This is a genomic window from Lysinibacillus sp. GW823-FHT06C08 (assembly GCF_058795135.1).
The window spans coordinates 51994-75707 of record NZ_JBXAHN010000010.1; the positions used below are offsets into that span (position 1 = coordinate 51994).

Below are 23714 nucleotides of genomic sequence, written 5' to 3' on the forward strand. Positions count from 1 at the left end.
CGATGTAGGATACAAGAGCAGGAATAGAAATGCGCTGATTTGATTCGCTCTGACACCTTTTTATTCTTAAGAATGAAAAAACGATGTCAGGACAGAGCCTCACATCGTACAAGTGTCGGTTTCTATCCACATCCCTACGCAAGTGTTAGCTTACAGGTTCAAAGAGTCAAGGCATTACGTGCCCAGTCTCAGCTGACATCATCAGCTCCCCTTGTGGTCGTTACATCTGAATTTAATTTGAACACTTTCATTGTACGCAAAGCACGGAATGATTACAACCTCTTCCATACTTAATTTTTGAAACTTTACTGTTTTCCATGCGTAAATATTAAAAAAGGAGGTACAACTATGGAGAACCAAAAAATATTATCTGCCTTTAGTTATCTCAGTATTTTCTTTGCTCCTTTCATCGTACCATTAATTGTTTACTTCGTTACGAAAGATGCTGACATCAAAAGACATTCTATTCGCGCATTAGTGTCCCATCTAATTCCTTTCGTATTTGGGATCTTATTTTTCATTGTCTTTGTCTTTTCTACATTTAGTTTAGACCCCACTTCAAGTAATAGTACAGTCATGATCATTTGGTTCATTTCGTTCGCCATTTACGGAATTGTCTCGCTCGGAATTGTTATATGGAATATTATTCAAGCCGTTCGAGTTATCCGCTAATGTTTCATTTTTAAAATAAACAGGTAGAAGTAATTAAAAAGGAGCTGTGTTTTTGATGAAAGTATCAAAAGTAGTGAAAACCGCTGTTAAATTAGCGCCTATTGTTATACCAATCGTAAAAAAAGTGATGGCAGCAAAAAAAGGGACAACTTCTACAGTCAGTTCTCGAAAAAAATAAAAGGAGGGCGTATTTCCTTAAACCGGAAATACACCTTCCTTTATTTTATTTCAAAATGTGTTTGACTATGTCCATTCAATGTTTTTTCGACATGTAAAACGGCTGGCATCGCTGATTTTAATTCAGGCACATGAGAGATGACACCAATCATTCGTCCAGAATCTTGTAAATCGATTAATGTGTCTATTGCTTTATTTAATGATTCTTCATCGAGCGAGCCAAAGCCCTCATCAATAAACATGGTTTCAATATGAATATTGCCTTGGAAGCTTTGAATAACATCTGCCATTCCTAGAGCAAGGCTTAATGATGCATTGAACTTTTCACCACCAGATAACGTTTTAACATCTCGTAATTGATCTGTGTAAGCATCATATACATCAAGCCCAAGTCCACTTTGCTTGGCATGCTTTTCAAGCCTGTCTGAACGTCTAAGTTCAAATTGACCGTTAGATAAATGATAAAGACGAATATTGGCTGCCTCTGTAATTTGATCTAAATAATTAATTTGAATATATCGTTCAAAGGACAGTTTTTTCGAATTTTGCCCATTTAATAAGCCATACAGCTCCTTCACTCGACCTGCCTCACTCTCAAGTAAACGAAGCTCTCTCTCTGTTTCTTCTACTTTGTTGATGAAGCTTAGACATGATTTCGCAAATCCATCTATTTGTTGAAGTTGTTTAAAGGCATCCTCATAGGCGATTCTGAGATTTTCCACAGTTGCCTCCATCAGGGCTAAATCTTGCTCCTCTTTCCCTTGTAGATGTTTTTCTCCTTCTGAAATTTGAATTTGTAACGTATGAACATGTAACCTGTAGTCATTGCATGCCTTTCGAAGTTCCTCTAATTGAGTGGCACTTCTTTTCGCAGTTGCATAGTCTTCATAGTACACAAAGCCTGCTTCCTGCATGCTTATTGAAAACTGCTCACGCTTGTCATTCATTTTGAGCTTTAATTCTTCAAAATTCTGTTTGGCGATTTCCACAGCTAGTTTAGCATTACTGGCAGCTTCCTTCGCGGCATGTAAATCATGCTGGCTTTCCTGCCATAATTTTTGTAAATCCATTTTCTGTTTACTAACATCGGTAAGTGTTTGTTTTAATTGCTTTAAGGTTGGCATAGTTGTTGGCATTTGCTTATGCTGTTCTTCTACAATTGCCTGCAGTCTTGTCCAGCCCTTCATCTGCTCAGTTAAATATTCCTCAAGTTTGACTTGTTTATGTTGCAAATGCTCTATTGCTAAACGCTGTTCCTTCTGGTTAATCCTTGTTTGAGCTAACTGTTGATTGATAATCTTTAAGCTAGTAATCTCTTGTTCCATTTTTTCTAAGGAAGCTATTATTTGTGCTTGATCCTGTTGCTTCATCGCGTATGCTTCTATTTGTGTCAGTGCCTCTTGCTGAAGCTGTTGTGCGGATGTTAAAAATGCCTCTTTTTCCAAATACAAACGCTCGTCTGAAGAAGCTTTTCTCCTTAACGTTTCCACCTGAGCAAGCTCAACAATTTCCAATTGCTCATTATGTGTTTGTTGATGAGTCGTACTCCCACAAACCGGACAAGGTTGCCCTTCTTTAAGCTGCTGAGCTAAAATGCTTGCTTGGCTTGTCAGCCAGCGTTGCTCTAATTGTTGAAGCTCCAGTCTACTGTCCTGATAATGAGTTTGAGTAGCGATAACATCTTGTTTCGCTATCTCTACCGTTTTTGTATATTTCTCCACCTTCATGAGCAAAGCTACTTGCTCCCGCAGTTTTGGTAGTTGTTCTAAGTAACCTTCATACGGTTCCAATTGTTTTTCATAGTGCTCAATTGATTGTGAAAGCTCCTCTAATTGCGCGCTTTCTTTATCGATTAGCACTAGGTTATCCGCTGCCCCTTGTTTAGCCGTTTCTACATATTGCTTAGCAATTTGCAGTTGCTGTACATTGCTGTCATAAGCCTCGAACTTAGGAAGCAATGCTTGGAGCTGCATTTCCTGCTGCAAAAGCTGTTGACGTTCTGACTCTTTTGCCTCTTCCGCTTCATATTTTTCTTGAGCTCTTTGTAACAGCTCCTTGGTTTGTAGTTGACTACTGTTAGCTTGCTGATAGGCTTGTTCTTTTAAATTTTGTTCGGCTCGTAAATCCAAACATTGTTGCTCCAGTAGTAGTAAACGCTCCGCTTGTTCTGCTAAGGCTATCTCCCGTTCCTTTGCAAGGAAGTTGTCTTGCTCATTTAATAGCAGTTCTAGTCTTTTTTGACGTTTGAACTGCTCCTCAAATTGTTCATTAAGCGTTTTAGCTAAACGGTAAAACTCCTGTTCTTTTTGATGATGATTATAGGCTTCCTCATACTGGCGCTGTTCATCTTCAAAACATTTTCTATAATAGGTAAGCTCCTCTTCCAGTGCTTGCTTTAGCTGAAACATATTTTCCGTATTATCAGCAATTTGTGTGAACAAAGGAGAGGAACGATGTGGAAGTGCACCAACAATTTGACCAAGTAGATGTTCTTTTAATTGCTTGGCACGTTCAAGATCACTTTCTGCCTCTTTTCGTTTCGCATCAAGCAGTTTTGTCATAACACCAAAGCGATCTGTTTTGAAGATTTTTCGTAATATGACCTCTTTGTTTGTAGAATCCGACGTTAATAATTTGCGGAATTCACCTTGAGGTAGCATCACAATTTGGCTAAATTGATCCTTTGTCAGACCAATAATATCCTGAATCTTTTTATCGACTTCAAGTGTTTGCTGCTTTTCAACAATGTTATAATCGAGCTTTCCCTCTTTTACTTCCGCTAACTCCACCTTTTTACCAGTAGCTGTTTTATTTTTTTCCTTTATATGTCCAGGCTGACGTAAAATCTGATAGACCCTTCCATGCATTTCAAAAATAAGTTCTACTGCTGTATATACATCATCATCAGCAAAGCCACTTCGCAGTAAAGCCGTATCCTGACGATCCTCACCACTGCCTGACCCATAAAGTGCATAACAAATCGCATCAAAAATCGTCGTTTTCCCTGCACCGGTTTTGCCAGAGATAGCGAACAAACGATGTTCCCCTAACTGTTCAAAATCAATTATTTCCGTATTTTTATAAGGACCGAATGCCGTAATCGTTAACTTTAATGGCTTCATTTTACTATTTCTCGCTCCTTATCTAATAATTCCTGTAGCATTTCCGTAAACAGACGCTCGGTATCTTCATCTGGTTGTATCCCAATTATATCTGTAAAGAAAGAGCGGAATAGATCGATATCTTCATGCTTTTCTGCTTCTACTACTTGAAGCTCGCTTGGTTTCTCTTGTCGTAAAATCTTACGTTCAACATGCATGGCATGTGGAAAAACGGTACGAATACGTTCCATTGGCGAAGACACGGACGTAGCATCCGTCAATCGAACAAATACATAATCATCACTTCGTGGAAGCATTAATAAATCCTCCAACTGTCCTTCCACTACACGTAAATCTCGTCTTGGCATGAACTTTCTTTTAGTTACAGTACTATTTCCTTGCTCATCTAGATCGACGATTAAAAAGCCTTTTTCATGTAGATGCTCAGACAATGAGTATTTTAATGGTGAACCAGCATAGCGAATTGTTTCATTTAAGACAAAATGTGCCTTATGTAAATGTCCGAGTGCTGTATAATGAAATGGTTTAAATAAAGCAGCATTCACGCAATCTGAACCCCCAATAGAAAGCGGACGCTCTGAGTCACTAGTATTAGCTTCCTCCTCACCGTATTTGGTCACAAAGGCATGTCCAACAAATATATTGCGTTTATTTGTATCCATACCTGCTGTTATATGTTCAATAATTTTCTGCATTGCATCATGGTGAGAACGAATGGCCTCCTCTTCAAAAATACTGCGAATAGTGGTAGGCTCTGCAAATGGTACAAGATGAAAATGCACCTCTCCATGTGAATCATTGATAATAATGGGTGCATGATCTTTCGTAAACTGCCCCTTAATATATAAACCACTATCACGCATCAAACGACTACCAAAGTTTAATCTGCCTGCACTGTCATGATTCCCTGCAACAGCTAAAACAGGAATCTTCTTCTCTAAAACTATTTTTGCTAATATATCATTTAGTAAATTCACTGCCTCAATAGGGGGCATGGAACGATCGTATAGATCACCTGCTATAATAATTACATCTGGCTTTTCTTCATCGATAGCTTGTATAAATTGTTGTAAGATATATTGTTGATCCTCTGTCATATAGACGCCTTGAACGAGCTTTCCTAAATGCCAATCTGCTGTATGAAATATTTTCATTCCTGTACCTCCTGTCCTTTTACTATTTTATCATGGCTTGTAATGGATTGTTTTTTCCTTTGTTTGGGGAATTTAGTACACATAAAAAAAAGCATCCTCTAAGATGCCTTTACTCATCATTATTTATCTCTTTTCCAACTTCCCCATAAAAGCTGTATAGCCGTGAAATCCCTGAATGGAACGTACGTTTTGAACAGACTGGGAGGATGTCACCTTTTGTTGTTTAAGCTGTGTGGAAGCTCGCTCTTTTAAAATTTCCTCAAATGACAGAGGATTCGGTTGCGGTAATTGTGATGAAGCAATATTTAAGGCATCACTACCACTATATGCCCTTAAAACTGCATTGGCCATTTCGCGATAACCTTCCATATTTGGATGAACATCTGCATAGTTTGGTAAGTAGTTAGTAGCATTTAATCCAAAGCTGTCATACACATTTACATAAACAGCTCCGGCTAGCTCTGCCTGTTGCTGTAAAATCGTATTTAATTTCACAAGCTGTGCATTTGTTCCTTCTTTTTGAGTGAGATGAACACCTGGATAGGCAAAATAATAACCTATAACATATACCTGAGCCTTTGGCGCAAGCTCTCCCAATTCATTTAAGATAGCTTCCATATTTTTTCTCACTATATTTAAGGCGTAATCTGCTTGAAGTTGAGAAAAAGTTAATGTTCCAGCCGTTGGATTTAGCCGGACAAGGCTTAATAAATCATTGGCACCTGCCGAAACAGTAACTAAAGTGGCATTGGCTAATAAATCTCTTGCTTCCTCAGTTTTAATTCTTTCTAATACATTAGCTGTTGTAAAACCTGGAAAAGCTAGTTCCTTTGTATAGAATTTTAATTGATCCATTGCCTGTAATCTCATAGCAATTAAATCACTATATCCAACATCAATTTGTTGAAAAGGGGTTTGACCAGCAGCTAGGGAATCCCCAATTGCTACATAGCTTTCGGTTTGAGCAAAAGCAGATGGGCCCCAGCATGTCATTAATAAAATAATCATCCCGATTAAACTACCTAAATGCTTCATCTGCTCTCCCCCATTCTCGATTGGAACTAAAGTTAGAAAGCCCAGCTACCTTTACGGAATATCGGCTCTACTGTTCCATCTGGTAAAATACCATCAATGTCCATTTCACCATTACCAATCATAAAGTCTTCATGTGTGACAGAAATATTTGCACCTAATGCTTCTAGTTGACCGTTTTCTAAGTCTCTACCGCCCTCTAAGCAAGTCGGGTATGCTTCTCCAATTGCTAAATGGTTTGAAGCATTTTCATCGAATAATGTATTAAAGTATAAAATCTCTGATGCTGAAATGGGTGATTCATGCGGAACAAGTGCTACTTCACCTAAATAACTAGAACCTTCATCTACTTGAATAAGCTCTTGTAATAAATCTTGACCTACTTCAGCTTCCGCCTTGATAATTTTTCCTTCTTTAAATGTTAATTTAAAGCCATCAATGATATTGCCTTGATATACTAAAGGCTTTGAATTACTAACATAACCTTCTACACCTTGCTTCATTGGAAGTGTATACACTTCTTCTGTTGGCATATTAGCAATAAAAACATTGCCTTCAGGCGTTTTACTGCCACCAGTTAGCCATTTATGCTGTGGAGCTAAAGCAATTGTTAAATCTGTTCCTGGTGCAGTATAGTGTAGCTTCGCATACTTTTTATTATTTAATAGTTCTGCACGAGATTCTAAATTCGTTACATGCTGATGCCAATTGTTAACTGCATTTCCTTCTCCGATATGAACTGTTTTAAAGATAGCGTCCCATAAAGCAGGCACTTGCTCATCTGCTGTCAATTGAGGGAATACCTTTGCCGCCCACTTTGACGAAGGAACTGCAATAATTGACCACGCAATTAAATCCTTCATAACCGCATTTCGATAGTTTTTCAATGCCGCTCCTGATACCTTTTGATGAGTAGCTAATCGATCAGCCGAAATTCCTGTTAATTTATCAGGATCTGCGGCTTCAATCCATAGTAATGCCCCTTTACGTTCAATGAGTTCATCACGCATCCGTACGACCCATTCAGGGAAACGGTTAAATTCTTCATCAGAGGCATGTTCAAAATAGGCACGATCCATTTCATCATCTGAAAAATTAACATGGACACGTCCAGCGCCAGCCTTATACGCCTCTTTAACGACCAAACGAGCAAAATCTAAAGCATCAACTGATGTGTTGACTAACAAATATTGACCTGGTTGAATGTTTACTCCAACTTTTACTGCAAGTTCTGCGTATGCCTGTAATTTTTCTTCAAATGTCATATTATTTCCCTCGCTTTTGTCCAATCGTTTTAGAATTACCTTCCATTAGCTTACCATCATGCCATATTTTCTGTACTGGCTTACCAGGAACTTCTCTTGTCCATTTTTTATAGGCTTTTTCGTCTTGATAAGATAGTAATGTTAATACTTCACCATCTGCACCTGCACGACCTGTACGACCCGAACGGTGTAAATACTGCTCAATTGTTCGTGGAACGTCAACATGAATAACATGTGTTAAACCGGCAATATCTAAACCACGTGCAGCAATATCTGTCGCGATTAAAATACGTGCGTCCCCTTTGCGGAAAGCATCTAAAGCCTTTTTACGTTCTTCCTTTTTCATGTCAGAATGAAGTGTAACGATTGGTGCAGAGCGATACTGTAGCTTCGTTTCTTTCATTAATAATTGATCAATATTATTGATGAAAGCTAATGCTCTCAGACCTTCTGTATGCGATAAACGGCGAAGGAACTCTGTTTTATCACGTTCTTCCACCTTCACAAACGAGTGGATTACTTTGCCAACCTTTAGCATATCCTCTGGCTTAATTTTAAAACGAACTGGCTCAAACATCATGCGACTTGCCACTAATTCAATTTCCTCTGTAATAGTAGCTGAAACAACTACAACTTGTCGTCCGAAGGCAGAACCTTCAATAAAGGATTTAATGACAACACGGTATTCACGACTTAGTAATTGATCACATTCATCTAAAATAACTGTTTCAATTTCCTTAAGCTTTAATTTACCTGCACGTGCTAATTCATTTAAACGACCAGGTGTTCCAACAACAATCGTTGGCTTTTTCTTTAGTTTTTCAATTTGACGAGCGGAATTGGCCCCACCAATAAGCTGCTGAACCGTAATATCCGTACCTGCCGTCCACTCACGGATAACTTCTACAATTTGCATGGCTAGCTCTTGTGATGGAGCTACGATCAGACCTTGTGTTTGCTTTTTCGCCCCGTTTACTTTATTCAGCAATGGTAAAACATACGCCAACGTTTTACCAGAACCAGTAGGTGATTCTGCTACGATATCTTTTCCTTCAAGCATCGCTGGTATCATTTCCTCTTGAATTTTCATAGTTGCTTCAAAGTTCCATTTTGCTTGTAATTCTTCTTTTAATAAATTGATTACTGACATGTTATTTCCCACCTTCTATCTGCTTGACACTAGTTTAACACACTCGGTAGCTTCCTACTTTATATGTACGCAAACCTTTGTCTAATCGTTTCACCAAATGAAACTCTCATCCATAAAAAATCTGCCTAACTCCACACATGGAAATGTAAGCCCGTCCACAATTTTTTGAAGACTTACAGCCTACCCATGTAAAGCAAGCAGATTCTTTCTATACATTCCTAATCGATTAGCTCATAACCACATGCTAAAATAGCACACTCCGCTAAAACGATTAATGAATCGATATATATATTACTTAATTTTAAATCTCGATTGACAATAGATAGCTCCGTACAACCCAATACGAGACGATCACAGTTTAGAGCTAGCATGGCATCTTCAATTGGTTGCCAATCATCCTGTGTGACATTCTTACCCGCTTTAACATAATCGTAAATAATGGTCATCACATGGGCTCTCATCTCATTATCTGGTACAACCGGTGTAATTCCATATTCTTCTAACGCATCTTGGTACATGCGTGAAGTCAATGTACCAGTTGTCGCTAAAATACCCACACGCTCTGCTCCCAATTCGGATGCACGCTTCGCCGTTTCACGAATCATATGCAAAACAGGAATCGGGGAGCCTTCCTGGATCTCGTCATAAAAAGTATGAGCCGTATTACACGGAATGGCAATCATATCAGCTCCAACAGAAGCCAACTTTTTTGCATCCTCAATTATAACAGGCACTGGGTTTTCTTTCGTATTATCTAAAATAAAAGCCGTACGGTCAGGAATATTTGTATCATTATCAATAATGGTATGTAAATGCTCCTGATCTTTTTGCGCCTTTGTTCGTCTTACAATCATTTCACCAATAAACATCGTTGCTAGTGGACCAACTCCACCTATTATACCTAAAGTTTGTTTTTTCATGAGTTAGACAGACCTTTGTTATTAAAATATTTCTTATATTTGCGATAAAAATTTAAATTATCAACAGTTACATTCAACCAACGTTTGGCATTCATATCCTTATAATTAAAAATAGAATCTGTCGCCATTCCTTGTCGAATTAGACTTTTTGCTTCAATAATAAGTTGTTCATTTTGTACATATTTGAAAAGGACACCATTTGGTACGATTGTCCAAAGATGTTTATTTTGCACGTATGTTAGTGGCTGTTTACTTCCTCGAACATAATCGTCTGCAACATATTGCATAAGGTTATAGCCACTAGCTGTCACATAATAATTGGAAAGCTCATTATGTAATTCGATACTTAACAATTTATAGTGTCCATCACGCTCATCATATTTCATATCAAATGTAGCAAATCCATGGAATTGAATGGCTTCTAGAAATGTCTTCACATTTTCCATTAAAGTCGGATTATAGGCTGTCATAATAGCCACATAACGACCAATCCCCTCTGGTGAATGCTCTTCTAGAATCGGATTTCCTACAGCAAGAAGCTTCGCTTTCCCATCTTGTCCTACATAAGCATTCACAACACACATATTCGCATCTTCTCCAGGAATATATTGCTGAATCATAAGATCATCTCGATAGGCTGATTCCTTATAAATAGCATGGAATATGCTATCCTTTTCTACTTTATCATGTGCAATATATACTTTTTTCTTTCCAGGAAAAATACATGTGGCATACTTTGTCATATTCATCGGTTTAATGACAATTGGGTAGTCAAATGTCATTTCGTACTCTTCATAATCATTAACTGTGCATACATGCATAGCTGGGTATTGAAAACCAAATTGTGCACACAGCTCATACATACTTTCACGAGTTAGCAGCTGATGTGCAAGAGTAGTATCCACATAAGGAACTAAAAAGTCCTCTGTCAATTCATCTTTATGTTCTACGATTTTTTTGACATAAAATTCATCACAGGCTAATAGCAGTAATTTTTTTTCAGGGAACTCCTGCGCTATTGCCTTTAGTGCTGTCACAAATCGTTCTTCTATATGAAGTCTCGGCACTTCACGGAAGGTCAGTAAATCACTTTGTTGAATTTTTTCCATATTCGTATGATTTAATGCAAGTGGCTTCACACCATAGGCTTCGTAAAATGCTCTGGCCATGCCATAAGCATTCATTTCATCGCCTAGTAAAACCGGTAAAAAAGCGTGCTCAATGGCCATTCTACTCAACTCACTTTTTACGTTTTTATTAGTGTAACATACTTCCTAATAGCTAGTTTATTTATGTACAGCTACTGCCTGTTCACCTAATTCATGATAGCTTTTAAAGAACTGGTCCACATTATAAGTGACATAGCCCTTTAACGGGTCCATTACTACTACCTTATCGCCTAAATGTCCAGTTAACACAACAGCGTGTAAATTCATAAAAGCGTCCTGCGAAGTAGTCGCTCCTTTATAAATCCAACCTCTATCTGCCCTTTTTTTAGGCTTCGATAAATCCAGCGTCACCCATGTCACGACAGGAATTCCCTCACGAACAAGCTGCAAAATATCTTCCTGTGAGGCATTTCTCATATCTGTCACACGTAAATCAGCTTGTTTATCTGCAATAGCTGCCTCCGCTGCCTTAACAATTGGAGCAGCAAATACATACATACCATGAGCTTTATCACGAGGATTACCTGCAAAAGCCTCATTTGGATTTGGTCCAAACCGTTGATTGCCTACAATACGTATTTCTTGCTTTGGTAAATAGTTATCAGCCATTTCAAGCTTTGACACATTTATTCCAAAGTAATTTAACACGGCTGTGAGTGAAGTTATTTCACAGCCATGTGGAAGCTCAGGGTTTTGCATCACCACAGGAACATCTAGCTCTTGTTCGTCTCTTGTAAAATGGGTCTGCAATCTAAAATATGGTTTTGTCGTATCATACGTAAAATTTTCGATGGTTGTATAGCCATCATTTGCCGCACTATTTTCAAGGGTCGTTGCCGCAACAGCATATTCTCGTCCCTCTTTTAGCTTCGAAAATATAGCTTCTCCCTCTTCAGAACCAATAGCTTCTTCTACAACATTACCTGTCTGTACATCTGTGACCGTGATATAAAGATTAGCAATTGGTGCACCACTATTAAATTCTACCGTTAATACTGTTAATTGATTTTTATTTTCCGCATCTTGCTGTGAAAATGGCTGACAGCTAGAAAGTAACATTATGATCAACATGCCGATAAGTAAAAGGCGTTTATACCCCGTCCACAAGACAAATTCCGCTCCTATTCTAAATCGAAGGGTCACCCCTTCTCCATTCTTTTAATTTAATTTGTCGTAGACTTTATTATACGATACTTTGAAAGAGGTTCCTATTTTATCTTGTTTCAGAGAATTTTTTTTGCATCGAAAACGAAACTTTAAGGAAAATTAACAGTCAAAACTTTTTTTTCTCAAATCGTACTTACTTTAGGTCGTAATGTATGCTTTAGAACTTTACCAGAAGCATTGCGTGGCAGTTCAGTTAAACATTCTATTTCATACGGTACTTTATATTTGGCAAGCTGTGATTGACAATAGGATAGAATATTTTCCTCATCGAGTGACTTACCTTCCTTAAATACGACAAAGGCTTTGGGCACCTCTCCATACACTTCATGCGGTAATCCAACTACTGCTGCCTCTAAAATTTCAGGCAATTGATACAATACTTCCTCCACTTCAATAGGGTAAATATTTTCACCACCTCGGATGATCATATCTTTTTTTCGATCAACAATATATAAATAGCCTTCCTCATCAAAACGCCCTAAATCTCCTGAATATAGCCAACCATCTATAATCGTTCTAGCTGTTTCTTCAGGATTACGTAAATAGCCCTTCATCACCTGTGGTCCCCTTACACATATCTCGCCTACTTCACCAGCGGGAACCTCCTTACCTTCACTATCAACTACTCGAACCTCTGTCTGCCCTAATGGCTTCCCAACGGAGCCTATTTTCGTTAAGGCATCTGTATCTAATAAAGATGTGGCTGCAGGTGTATTTTCTGTTTGACCATATAAATTTTGTACGTTCACATTTGAAAATGCCTCTTTCACTTGTTTAACAAGCTCATAGGGCATTGGGGCAGCCCCATAACATAATAAACGCAAATGGCTAAAGCTATGTTCCTTAAAACCTGGCGTATTTAATATGATCGTATACATAGATGGAACACCAAAGAAGATGGTTGCCTCTGTTATTGCAATCTGCGCTAATGTTTTAGTTGGTGAAAAGGCTTCTTCTATCACGACTGTCCCGCCTTGATAAAACATGGGCATAGCAAAGACATGAAGTCCTGCACAGTGAAATAATGGTGTACAAATAAACATCCTGTCCTTGTTAGACATTTTCATGGAAGATGACCAAATATCAGCTGTAGCTACAATATTTTCATGAGTTAGCATCACGCCTTTTGGTTTACCAGTTGTACCTGAAGTGTACATAACAACCGCAGTATCATTGGCCTCCAACTGTACTACAGCTCTTACTAAATTAGTATTTTTAAAGATATTATTCATCGTTTGAAATCCAATAACATGTTGGAATGAATAGGATACATCCTCTAGCGCTTCAGCTAATCTTTCATCATAAATGAGTCCCTTTGCTTGTGAATGATTAAAAATAAATTCAACCTCTGGAGCTGCTAATTTAGTATTAATTGGCATAGCTACGTAGCCAGCTAATTGCACACCTAAATAAGCAATTAAAAATAAATCTGAATTGAGGGTATATAGAGCAATGACATCGTCTTTTTTATAATTTTGCTCCTGTAAATAAGCTGCAAATCTTTCGACACATTTGTAAAACTCACGATAACTTAGCTTTTTCCCATCATATAAGGTCGCAATTTCACTAGGCTGTTGCACAGCATACTTTTCAAGAATATCCGTCATGTACATCGTCATTATAAGCCCTCCAAAAATTTGTTTTTTTATTGCTAGATAGAGTCAACATCAATGGCAAATTACTAGACTGCTAAAATTTCAGAAAATTATGATTTTATTTTATCAAGCATTGAATTCCTTGGCAATTTTTCCATACATTCAAAATATGTAGGTAAACTAACGAAATATTCTTAGACGTTTTACTTTTCTAGCAATTTCTATTAGGTGTATGATAATTATACGATTATTTATAGGAAAGGCCGGGTTTGCATGCTATATGCACTTTTAGGAGATTTACATTCTAATATAGAAGATACGAAAGCTGTTCTCACTCATATTCAGCAGACAGCAAAGGAAGCAAAAATCATTGGATTAGGTGATTTATATGAATGCACGATTAGTAAGAAAAAAGCCCAAACGATGTCTGGGTTATCTTTACAAAGAGCAGCGATCGTTGAAAATAAATTTGAGGAACTGTTAACCTTCCCCTCTATACGAGGCAATCAAGAAGAACGTATTACACAGGTGACGGGCATTGAGCGCTTTAGGGCGTTACCTGAAACAATGGAGATTGATGGCGCCACACTTATGCATGGGCATCAATTTAAATGGAGTGTAAGCTGGCAGCCAACATTCCCACCCTTTCAAAAGCCATTGTTCTTCTTTGGTCATAGTCATGAATCAGGTCTTTATCACCAGCAGAAAAAATTACCGATTCGTATTCGCTACGGACAACCTATTGTATTACAAAATAAACAATACGGTGTAAATGTTGGCTCCGTTGTAGATCACCGTGAATGGTGTCTGTATGATAGTGAAAAGCGGACCATAACCTTTATGTGTGTACCTTCTGTTGATGAAGGAACAGTGTCTTAAACATAAAAAGAGCAAGCTAATCTGCTCTTAGCTTGCTCCCCGTTTTTAATGAATGTATTGTTTTTTTCCGTCCAATAGAATTTCCTTTAACGCTTTGAGTTTGTCAATGACTACAAAGGATTCTTCCGAAATTTCCTTCAAGTATTTTTCTGCCTCATTTTTATGTCCTACATTATATTCACGCACTGCTTTTTTAGCAATTTCATGGACATGAATAAATGGCTGTTCTAATTCTACATACACACGTTCATCACCTAATAGCTTTTTGCCAGTGCCATAATACCATTCACCAAGACGCGATTCTTTTGGCGAGCCTACATCTTGCTCTGTCATCGTTTCAAAGCCTAGCAGTAAATTATAAATTTTCCAGCGCCATAATAAATGATCGGTAATGGCTAATTCAATGATGTCCTCTTGGCTAATAATAAAGTTTTTAGAAATCGTTGATGAACGGTATCCATCGATCATTTTACTTAATTTATAAATAGCAGAGCCCATATCAAAAACGATGACTTTACTTTTTTGCATACTTTCTGTAATTGTATGGTTGCGTTCAGATATCGTTGTAGCGGATTGAGCTTGTACCTTTGTTGTTGTAGCTATTTCCTCAAAGCGAGCCCCTTGCTGCTGTAAATTTTTATTTAACTCTGCAAGTGTTTGAGTGATATGTAGTGTATCTGTAACACCTTGATGTAAGTCTTGTGAAAATTGAGTCGTTAAAGAGCTAATATTGTTAGTAATATGCAGTAGCTCCTGTATATCTGTATGTATGGATTTGACAGATGTACTTGTATCATCGGCAAGCTTCCGAACCTCTTCTGCGACGACAGCAAAGCCCTTTCCTGCTTCCCCCGCGCGGGCTGCTTCAATCGATGCATTTAAAGCTAATAAGTTCGTTTGATCTGCAATTCTTTGAATCAATTCCATCAGCTTCGCTACACTATTTACACGTTCAACGAGACGTTTAATATCCTCCTGCATGGATTTATGTCCTTCATCTGTTGTTTGTAAGATCGTTGATACTTGGTGTAACGAATCTAAATCCTGGTTTAATTTTTTTAAAGCAAGCTTTGTTTGCTCTGAAATATCGCCTACAGATGTAGCAATATCTTCAATGCTTTCATCTAGTTCATGCATCGATTGATCTGCTGCAATGATTTCCTGTTGCTGTATTTCTTGAAATTCAATGAGTTCCTTCACTGTATCCAACTGTGTGTTATAAGTAATGATTTCACCTAATCCATTCACTACGGAACCGGCTTGTATTTCTATATAGGTTTCTAAAATAATTTGCTGATCGATTGTTACTAGGCTATCATACGACAATAGGACATCCAGCATCTTCTCTTGATCACGTGATAATTCTTTTACAATTAGTGGAATAATTAACTGATTAATTAATGTATAGGCAGAAATCATCCAGTTCGGTAATACGCCTATTCGTGCATGTATATATGCTATTTTACGTCGCTTAAATACATAATCTAAATCTAATTCATCGTCAAACAGACTTATAAAGTGTGAATCGAATAACCCTTTTAAACGTTCGACTGTTGAATGTGTATGAATTACTTGGTTAAATTCTGATATTTCCAGCAAACGATCATAAAAGTTGTCGAGTATATGCTGTCGATTGTTTTCATAAATTTTACGTAAGAACCCAACAGATTCTCTCCTAATTCTTGATAGAGCTAGAAAATCCAATTTTTCTTTAAAGCGCTCATTCGCCTCAATGTCAGAATTTTTAGCGGCTGAGAAATAATCATAATTTTGATTAATCTTCTTCCTTTTGAACACAATAACCACTCCCGTTTGTCTAAAGTACATGCATGTAGAAACTACTATTTATAAACGAATAATTGAATTTCCTTCATTACCTTCATCTAATAAAACATTTATATTTTACCAACAACAGAAAGTCAAAAATAGATTCTCAAAAAAATCTTTACACTATCTTATTTACTTGTCCACTTTATTGACATTTTTCTTTGATAAACACTATTTCCACGCAGAAAAAGCGCTAAAACCATGATTGATCTTAGCGCCTTCTTCCTATATAAACATTTAGTTACTACTAGCACTCGCAATCGCAATTTTGTAAACTATCCAGTAACTTTTCCATAGCCTCTAGTTGCTCACAAAGCGTTTGAATCATGCATTTTAGAATTGGGATTAATTCTTGGCAAATACAAAATCTTAGCACATTTTGCGCTAATCGTATTCCGCCCTGATGATGGACAATCATTTCCCTTAAGTAGTTGATGTTAATGCTATTGGAAACTGGTGGTGCACACATTGCATTAAACATAGCTTCTGTAATTTCTTTATAAGCACACATATACTCGTATAATTCATACTCTGAATTTTGTACAACACAGCATCTATTTTGTAGTGCTTCAAGACTTTCAAGCATTTCTGTATGTGTTCGGATGATTTCTAATGCAAGATTTTGTACAGGAATATTTGTCGTGAAGCGTAAAACATTTTCTGACATTTGAATTGCTGCTATTTGATATGGGATGATTTGCTTTATAAAATTTTCTGAAATACTACAAGTAATGGTTACATAGGTCATGCCCTGCATCATCTTTTTAAGGATGCGTTGATATTCCTCTAAATATATCTGTGTGACATTACTAAGTTCAATAGGTCTAGCCATTAGACACACTCCTTTCAGAGTAATGTATGCCCGCTAGGTTGTTGTGCGATAGACAATTGTACCAATTGCGCAATTTTTACAGGAACGTCATGATAGTTATAAGTTCTACGGACTCTTCTTTATATGTATCTAGGCATGCTTGACAAATACATGTATTCGTTATGGTCATATTTAACAATTGTTCTGGAAAGTTCTGTGTCATACACCAACATTCTTTTTCCCCTTTGGCGACTCCACAATGATTTTCTTTCCCACATCTTGGGCATCTCTTTTCCGACATAGTCTTGGCCCCCCATTCTTTTTCCATCATTGTAAAGGAAAAAAGGAAGAGCACTCAAGACCTTACTCCTCCCCAGTCACTATTGATGCTTGTGAATTTCTTGTTTCACTTCATCTATATTGGTGTCACTATATATAGCCGTCCCATGTCCACCCTGTTTAGCCAATAATGCTTTTACCTCATTGTAGGATAATCCTGCCTCGGCATTTTTCTGCTTCACTTCATGAATATCTGTGCCCGAAACTGTGAATGGAGCTTCTCCACTTTCTCTATTCATTGTTTGCTACCCCCTATAATTCATCCGGCTGTAATTCAATCAATTCATCGCCTTCTCTTCCCACTCTCTTATTGAGTTCCTCAATAGGGATGGCATCAACAGTTTGCATATCCTCATGCAAATCGAAAAGACTAATTGTATCTGATTCAACCATGTCAGGTTTGTCTTTACTACTTAAATTCATAAATATTTTCTTTTCATGTGGTATTTGTTCTTTGTCCATCATGCCACACTCCTTTCTTCTTTAATGTGTGTAATGATGAACAGATTATGTGTCTTTCCTTTTAGCACTTTTATCGATGCGATGGTACTCAGAAATTTGAATGACACGTACATGCCTGGTATGCAATTCATGATAAATGCCTCTGCTATCTGTAAAGGAGATATATTGATCCCGTTCACTCTTTACCAAATTCTCTGCTTCTTGCTGTGACTCGATAAAGATAAACCTTCTGACATAATGTATTTCATCAAAAAAATACGTAATTTTAAATTCCCTCATGATATATGCTCCTTAACAATACGGTGTTACTGCTTATTCTATCCAAAGTCCTGAACAATCCATAACATCATTCATAAGTAGCATATAGTATAATCATAACCTGTATAAAGGAGGATGGACGTTGATTCATACCGTTAAACCCGGCGAAACGTTAACTCAAATTTCCCGCGATTATCGTACCTCATTGTCTTCCATTATTGAGGCCAATCCAGGCATTCAACCAGACACTCTTTACGTCGGTCAACAAATTATAATACCTGGCTTTCCTGATCCTGAGACAATCCCATACCGTATTGAAATTTCTACAGAAAATCGTTGGCTACGCCTCTACAGAAATAATATCCTTCAAAAACAATACCCAATAGCAGTTGGACGTATGCTACACGAAACACCTGTTGGTAGTTTTATTATTATTAACAAAGATCCAAATCCTGGCGGCCCATTTGGAACTATGTGGATGAGTTTATCGAAGGAACACTACGGGATTCATGGCACGAATGATCCTAGCTCCATTGGGCATGCTGTTTCTCATGGCTGTATCCGAATGCAAAATCAAGATGTTGAAGAATTAGCTAGTATTGTTCCTATTGGGACTGAAGTAGTGATTCATCCATAATAATAAGGCTATCCAATGTGATAGCCTCCTCGCCTTCTTCTATTTTTCTCCTCTTGACTGTGCAAGCTTCATTAAATAGTATTGCTCTTCACGCCACATATGATCCGCCATAGGCGCTGTAAATGTACCTAAAACCTCTGCACTCAATTCCATCTCTTCTAACTCTTTTAAAAATGTTTTGAATAAAATCATTTCCAACTCAACATCCTTATTAAACCGGCTTAAAGCAGGAAAGGAATGCATATTCGTTCGTAAATAACCTGTTAATTCTACTGCCTTTAAATAAAATTGTTCAAAGTGTTTGGCAAACTCATTACTCTTTTGCTTCAATCTTTTTTCAACACCATCTAAATCATCCTGAATAATACCTGCATGTCCTGAAGCATCTAATAGCCAAATTAAATGATGGTGAAGCTCATGAAATATTGGTGGTACTTCGCCTTTTTTTAAATAATTGAGCACATTTTGATATTCTTCTAGTTCATTAACCATATGATTGACAAATGTTGGTGTTAAATGAATCCCAATATCTCCTGACAATTGATGTCTCAGTAGATGTAGTTTAAATTGTTTAAACTGCTCGACATTGTCATCCACGGTTATGGAGAAAGAGACTGCATTTGTACCATCAATAGATGACAAATAGGTAAGCAGCTGAGAGAATTGTTGGATAAAACTATTTGCCCTTTGAATGTCATCCTGTTCAGATGGATATAATGCGCCATGAATAAATTGCGCATGATTTTGCATGATTTCTAGCCAAAACCTATGCTCGAAAATTGCATGTTGCACAAAATTAGACAGAGTTAAACCTCCTTTGTTTTTCTTCACTATGAAAGAAGCTTGACGCTATCGTGCCAATTTTTTTAGTCCCCTCTATTTTATTCCTCATGAAATACAAATAGTAGTCTTCAGATCATCATGATCCATTTCGTATAGGATGAAACACTAAAAGCTATACTACCAATGGCTAAAGTAATTATTAGATGGAGTTACAACTTTAGGAGGGAGTACTTTGTCCACAAAGAAACAGTTATTATCCATTTTTGCCTTAGGTGGTATTAATGAAATTGGCAAGAATATGTATGTAGTTCAATATGCAGATGATATGATTCTTATTGATTGCGGAGCAAAATTTCCAGATGAAACCTTGCTCGGTATTGATTTGATCATCCCTGATATCACCTATTTGCTTGAAAATAAAGAAAAAGTTAAAGCTTTAATTGTGACGCATGGACATGAAGATCACATTGGTGGTATTCCATATCTCTTAAAAAAATTAAACGTTCCTGTTTATGCTACCCGCTTCACTTTAGGGCTGATCGAATTAAAATTAAAAGAACATAAGCTGCTCAGAGAAACTGACTTAATTGAAATTCAGGCTGACTCAGCACTCCATTTGGGAGAAATTGATGTAAGCTTCTTTAGAACTAACCATAGCATACCCGATTGCTTAGGAATCGTCCTTGCCACTCCTGAAGGAAATGTAGTGCATACTGGCGATTTCAAATTCGACTTAACACCTGTGAATAACCAATTCGCAGACATTCATAAAATGGCAGAAATTGGATCAAAAGGAGTGCTCGTTCTAATATCAGAAAGTACAAATGCCGAACGACCAGGCTTAACGCCCTCTGAGCAACTTGTTGGTCATCATATTGAGGAGGCCTTTTTCCATGCCGAGCGTAAAATTATCATCTCAACCTTTGCCTCAAATGTTAATCGTATTCAACAAATTGTGCATGCAACCATTGCCGCTAATCGAAAGCTAGCTTTATTAGGTCGTAGTATGGTAAATGTTGTAGATGTCGCTATTGAAAGAGGTTATTTATTTGTTCCAGATGATCTGTTAATAGATGCGCGTGAAGTTAAATACCTTCCCCCAGAGGAGGTAGTCGTTCTATGTACTGGCAGTCAAGGAGAGCCATTAGCAGCACTCGCACGTTTAGCAAATGGTAACCATCGGGAAGTAAAGGTTTTACCTGATGATATGGTTATTCTCGCAGCGTCTCCTATTCCAGGCAATGAAAAAGGAGTTTCTCGCATTGTTGATCATTTGTTTCAGCTTGGCGCAAAAGTCATATATGGTTCTTCCAATCATACGGGAATGCATGTTTCAGGACATGGCTATCAAGAAGATTTAAAACTTATGCTGACGTTTATGAAACCACAATTTTTTATTCCTATTCATGGCGAATTCCGTATGTTGCATCAGCACCGTTTATTAGCTGAGTCTGTTGGCGTTCAAAAGGGCCATACGTTTATTATGAAAAACGGAGATGTTGTGGATATTGAAAATGCGACAGCGAGACAAACACGCAAAGTTCCATCTGGGGATACGTATGTGGATGGAATCGGCATAGGTGAAGTAGAAGGTATTGTCCTGCGTGATCGCAAGCAGCTTTCTGAGGATGGAATGTTGGTTATTGTTTTAACCCTTAGCAAAGCAGACGGTGCTATTATTTCAGAGCCTGATACTATTTCTCGTGGCTTTGTGTTTGCAAAGGATTTCGAAGAGCTATTGAATAAAGTGAATGTGCTGACCAAAGAAATAATCAACGAGTTGCAGCAAGAAAGTAGACAAATACATGTCTTAAGACGAGAAATAAAAAAAGCTGTGGGTCAGTATTTATTTACACAAACAAAACGAAAACCTATGATTTTACCCATCATTATTGAAATATAATTAGTCGGTGCAAGGATTAATAAATCCACTACGCACCGACTGCTTTATATTAATGGCTACATAACCTCTGACACGCATGATATTCTGGAAAATCATGCAAATAATCACCATTAAAAATATGATTTAGCATAGCTATATAAAGATAATGCAACTGCTCAAATCCTTGATATAAGCTGTTAGAATGATGCTTCGCTTGTCTAGAAGTATTATCAAAATGCTTTGGTAGATTCTTAACTGCAGTAACTAAATAATCCTTATTCGTTAATAATTGTTGAACAGCATTTAATACTTGAACTACTTGATGCTGAATGACTATAGAAGGTAACTCAATCATTAAACGATAGTCATCACATTTTTTATTATTATGTTGATACCATTTAATAAAATGAAATAAATAGTCACTGCTTAGTATCGATTCATTCGGTATGATTGCAATGATTTCATGGCTAATACATACATCTGTTTTACATTGATATATACTCGTCTCCTTTAAATTCGTTTTATTTAGAAGGATACTTTGAGCTGGTACCAATGAAAAAGAGTATTGTTCTTTCAATGTACTATCAACCTTTGGCAAACGACTAGTATCATCTTCAAGCGATAATTTCTTTAGCGCTTCTTCGGTTATATAAGGAATGCCTTCCCTAGTAAAGCGTTTTTCACTCGTGAACATTTTACCCATTTTAATTTTTGCTACCTCTTCTAACAAATACTTCACCTTGCTTTCATCCTCCAATCTTATGTTCTACTTTGTAAACTACTCTATAAACATTCACTTTCGATCTACTTCTAAAAGCTTCAATTAGGCCATTTGACTAAGGAAAGTGGCTACTCTAAAATTGTACCATTTTAATGTAACTTTTTCTCTATTATACCACTATAATAGTATAGTCATTTCCACTATTTTTCACTAGCTTTTAACATAGAGGTGAATCATATGTCAGATTTTTTAAAGCTAGTAGGTGAACAACTCCGTATTATTAGATTATCGAAGGGGCTAAGCCAGGAAGAAGTGGCCGAAAGAACAGGGAAATTGGGTTTCAGTAAAGGAAGAGTCTCCAATATTGAACACGGACAATCTAATATAACCTTAAGTACATTAGAAATACTTATGAAGGCACTAGATATTCCTCCTGAGGAGCTTTTTAATTTTCAAAAATTATCTGGCGTTACTGATATTGAGGAAAAGAACCTCATGCTAGACATTCATCGATCATTATTAAGAGAACGCAATTTAGACGAGGTTAAATATGTAGTTCGTATTACAAAGGATTTTTTAAATACGATTGATTCACAGTCAAAGAAAAACAGCCCCAATGGTCAATGACATTGGAGCTGTTTCTTCACCTATATAAATGATTACATACCAAACTTTTGACGATAGCCACATTTTCTACAAAGCTCTTCAACAGCCTCTCTTCTTGAAAAGCCATCGATTATATTATTGGCACGTTCCCCATCCACTATTTCTGAGAACGATTTTTCATGAACATTACCTAAATTAATAACCCCTTCGCCATCTAAGCAGCAAGGTACAACGGTACCATCTACAAGAATCGCAGCCTGACTACGAAGAGCGTGACAAAAGCCTTTGCCTTCATCTTCTGGCTCCAGCAAGCTTGGCCATCTAAATTCATGATCCTGATTCAAATAAATATTCGAGCCGATTTTCACACCCTTACCAGGCTCTACTTTTTCCTCGATGCGATAATCAAGATTATACTCATTTTCTAGTATTTCTAATGTTTCGCGGTTGCGACGTGCTGCAACATCCGAAACGTGATCTTGTTGTAAATTCCATAAGCGGTAGGAAATAATCGTTTTGTATTCTCTAGACTCCCGTACAAAGTCTAAAATATCGCCTAAATATTTTTCTCTGTTTTCCGAACCTTCATGTCCATCAAAGCTATGTAGAGAAAAGTTTATTTGACGTAATGCTGGTTTCCCTAATATTTTTTCACGGTTTTTCTTAATTAACGTACCATTCGTTGTAATATTAACCTTAAATCCTTTCGCATGAGCCGCATCCAACAGCTGATCAATCCGTGGATGTAAAAGAGGTTCTCCCTTTACATGCAAATAAATATATTTTGTATGTGGTCGGATTTCGTCCAATATTTTATTAAATTGCTCTACTTTTATGAGTCCCTTTGCACGTTCAGTAGGCGGACAAAAACTACATGCTAAATTACAAACACTCGTTATTTCTATATAAACCTTTTTAAATGTTTTCAACTTTCCTTCACCGTTCCAGTTCCCTTGTATTCAAATCCCATTCATTTTAACAAATTTATAGGATAGATAGCAAAAAACGAGTGCTTCTCTCTAGTGAATATGGTTACACATACAAATGGACTTTAAAAACTGTAATATCTTATTAGTATGAGTATGA

Annotated in this window: 24 protein-coding genes and 1 riboswitch; of the genes, 6 read left to right on the top strand and 18 right to left on the bottom strand. The window is 37.2% G+C overall.

The window, feature by feature from the left end; all coding sequences use genetic code 11:
• Positions 1-114 precede the first annotated feature (114 nt).
• A riboswitch (TPP riboswitch) is annotated at positions 115-222 on the bottom strand.
• A 126-nt stretch (positions 223-348) separates the two neighbouring features.
• Both AC1Q6O_RS19645 and AC1Q6O_RS19650 read left to right on the top strand, forming a co-directional pair.
• The gene (locus AC1Q6O_RS19645) at positions 349-672 is read left to right on the top strand and encodes a magnetosome magnetite crystal formation protein family (RefSeq protein ID WP_008173564.1); all 324 of its coding nucleotides are present in this window, start codon (positions 349-351) and stop codon (positions 670-672) included.
• Between the two features lie 55 nt (positions 673-727).
• Entirely contained in the window at positions 728-850 is a 123-nt protein-coding gene (locus AC1Q6O_RS19650) for a small protein YxzF (RefSeq protein WP_008173566.1), read from the top strand.
• Positions 851-890: 40 nt separating this feature from the next.
• Here the strand turns inward: AC1Q6O_RS19650 and AC1Q6O_RS19655 are convergent, their stop codons facing one another.
• The 9 genes from AC1Q6O_RS19655 to AC1Q6O_RS19695 all read right to left on the bottom strand — a co-directional run bounded on the left by AC1Q6O_RS19655 (position 891) and on the right by AC1Q6O_RS19695 (position 13447).
• The gene (locus AC1Q6O_RS19655) at positions 891-3971 is read right to left on the bottom strand and encodes an SbcC/MukB-like Walker B domain-containing protein (protein WP_089986817.1); all 3081 of its coding nucleotides are present in this window, start codon (positions 3969-3971) and stop codon (positions 891-893) included.
• Positions 3968-5125: an exonuclease SbcCD subunit D gene (locus tag AC1Q6O_RS19660; RefSeq protein ID WP_089986816.1), complete on the bottom strand. Its 1158-nt coding sequence runs from the start codon at positions 5123-5125 to the stop codon at positions 3968-3970. Before AC1Q6O_RS19660 ends, AC1Q6O_RS19655 begins: the two co-directional genes overlap by 4 nt.
• A 123-nt stretch (positions 5126-5248) precedes the next feature.
• Positions 5249-6160 carry an SGNH/GDSL hydrolase family protein gene (locus AC1Q6O_RS19665; protein ID WP_089986815.1) on the bottom strand — a complete coding sequence of 304 codons (912 nt, stop codon included), beginning with the start codon at positions 6158-6160 and terminating at the stop codon, positions 5249-5251.
• A 32-nt stretch (positions 6161-6192) separates the two neighbouring features.
• Complete coding sequence (locus AC1Q6O_RS19670) at positions 6193-7422, bottom strand: aminopeptidase (protein ID WP_008173575.1); 1230 nt, start codon at positions 7420-7422, stop codon at positions 6193-6195.
• A 1-nt stretch (position 7423) separates the two neighbouring features.
• Positions 7424-8572, bottom strand: a complete 1149-nt coding sequence (locus AC1Q6O_RS19675; protein WP_427071316.1) for a DEAD/DEAH box helicase — start codon at positions 8570-8572, stop codon at positions 7424-7426.
• Positions 8573-8790: 218 nt separating this feature from the next.
• Positions 8791-9492, bottom strand: a complete 702-nt coding sequence (gene cuyB / locus AC1Q6O_RS19680; RefSeq protein WP_008173579.1) for a cysteate racemase — start codon at positions 9490-9492, stop codon at positions 8791-8793.
• Entirely contained in the window at positions 9489-10721 is a 1233-nt protein-coding gene (locus AC1Q6O_RS19685) for a carboxylate--amine ligase (RefSeq protein ID WP_008173581.1), read from the bottom strand. Before AC1Q6O_RS19685 ends, cuyB begins: the two co-directional genes overlap by 4 nt.
• A 57-nt stretch (positions 10722-10778) precedes the next feature.
• A complete protein-coding gene (locus AC1Q6O_RS19690; protein ID WP_237068874.1) occupies positions 10779-11768 on the bottom strand; it encodes a C39 family peptidase in 990 nt (329 codons plus the stop codon).
• 182 nt (positions 11769-11950) lie between these two features.
• Complete coding sequence (locus tag AC1Q6O_RS19695) at positions 11951-13447, bottom strand: class I adenylate-forming enzyme family protein (RefSeq protein ID WP_171365973.1); 1497 nt, start codon at positions 13445-13447, stop codon at positions 11951-11953.
• Positions 13448-13696: 249 nt separating this feature from the next.
• Here AC1Q6O_RS19695 and AC1Q6O_RS19700 point away from each other — a divergent pair, with 249 nt between their 5' ends.
• The gene (locus AC1Q6O_RS19700) at positions 13697-14302 is read left to right on the top strand and encodes a metallophosphoesterase family protein (protein WP_008173587.1); all 606 of its coding nucleotides are present in this window, start codon (positions 13697-13699) and stop codon (positions 14300-14302) included.
• Between the two features lie 45 nt (positions 14303-14347).
• Here AC1Q6O_RS19700 and AC1Q6O_RS19705 read toward each other — a convergent pair whose 3' ends face one another.
• From AC1Q6O_RS19705 to AC1Q6O_RS19730, 6 genes are all read right to left on the bottom strand, one after another.
• Complete coding sequence (locus AC1Q6O_RS19705; RefSeq protein ID WP_090002977.1) at positions 14348-16099, bottom strand: methyl-accepting chemotaxis protein; 1752 nt, start codon at positions 16097-16099, stop codon at positions 14348-14350.
• 277 nt (positions 16100-16376) lie between these two features.
• Entirely contained in the window at positions 16377-16961 is a 585-nt protein-coding gene (locus AC1Q6O_RS19710; RefSeq protein ID WP_008173590.1) for a DUF305 domain-containing protein, read from the bottom strand.
• A 76-nt stretch (positions 16962-17037) separates the two neighbouring features.
• Positions 17038-17271, bottom strand: coding sequence for a cysteine-rich CWC family protein (locus tag AC1Q6O_RS19715; RefSeq protein ID WP_096365897.1), 234 nt, complete (start codon positions 17269-17271; stop codon positions 17038-17040).
• Positions 17272-17320: 49 nt separating this feature from the next.
• On the bottom strand, positions 17321-17518 hold the full coding sequence (locus AC1Q6O_RS19720; protein ID WP_008173593.1) for a hypothetical protein: 198 nt from the start codon (positions 17516-17518) through the stop codon (positions 17321-17323).
• Positions 17519-17531: 13 nt separating this feature from the next.
• Entirely contained in the window at positions 17532-17744 is a 213-nt protein-coding gene (locus AC1Q6O_RS19725; protein ID WP_008173594.1) for a YczO family protein, read from the bottom strand.
• Between the two features lie 42 nt (positions 17745-17786).
• The gene (locus AC1Q6O_RS19730) at positions 17787-18020 is read right to left on the bottom strand and encodes a hypothetical protein (protein WP_043989606.1); all 234 of its coding nucleotides are present in this window, start codon (positions 18018-18020) and stop codon (positions 17787-17789) included.
• A gap of 121 nt (positions 18021-18141) precedes the next feature.
• On the opposite strand from AC1Q6O_RS19730, the gene AC1Q6O_RS19735 reads away from it, so the two are divergent.
• Positions 18142-18636 carry a L,D-transpeptidase family protein gene (locus AC1Q6O_RS19735; protein WP_043989608.1) on the top strand — a complete coding sequence of 165 codons (495 nt, stop codon included), beginning with the start codon at positions 18142-18144 and terminating at the stop codon, positions 18634-18636.
• Between the two features lie 39 nt (positions 18637-18675).
• On the opposite strand, the gene AC1Q6O_RS19740 is transcribed toward AC1Q6O_RS19735, so the two are convergent.
• Complete coding sequence (locus AC1Q6O_RS19740) at positions 18676-19440, bottom strand: DUF2935 domain-containing protein (RefSeq protein WP_090002997.1); 765 nt, start codon at positions 19438-19440, stop codon at positions 18676-18678.
• A 211-nt stretch (positions 19441-19651) separates the two neighbouring features.
• Here AC1Q6O_RS19740 and AC1Q6O_RS19745 point away from each other — a divergent pair, with 211 nt between their 5' ends.
• Complete coding sequence (locus AC1Q6O_RS19745; RefSeq protein WP_089986810.1) at positions 19652-21322, top strand: ribonuclease J; 1671 nt, start codon at positions 19652-19654, stop codon at positions 21320-21322.
• Positions 21323-21371: 49 nt separating this feature from the next.
• Here AC1Q6O_RS19745 and AC1Q6O_RS19750 read toward each other — a convergent pair whose 3' ends face one another.
• Complete coding sequence (locus AC1Q6O_RS19750; protein WP_492402026.1) at positions 21372-22040, bottom strand: restriction endonuclease subunit S; 669 nt, start codon at positions 22038-22040, stop codon at positions 21372-21374.
• 219 nt (positions 22041-22259) lie between these two features.
• Between AC1Q6O_RS19750 and AC1Q6O_RS19755 the strand changes: the two genes are divergently transcribed.
• On the top strand, positions 22260-22649 hold the full coding sequence (locus AC1Q6O_RS19755) for a helix-turn-helix domain-containing protein (protein ID WP_008173600.1): 390 nt from the start codon (positions 22260-22262) through the stop codon (positions 22647-22649).
• Between the two features lie 32 nt (positions 22650-22681).
• Here the strand turns inward: AC1Q6O_RS19755 and AC1Q6O_RS19760 are convergent, their stop codons facing one another.
• Positions 22682-23557, bottom strand: a complete 876-nt coding sequence (locus tag AC1Q6O_RS19760; RefSeq protein WP_008173601.1) for a radical SAM/SPASM domain-containing protein — start codon at positions 23555-23557, stop codon at positions 22682-22684.
• Positions 23558-23714 lie beyond the last annotated feature (157 nt).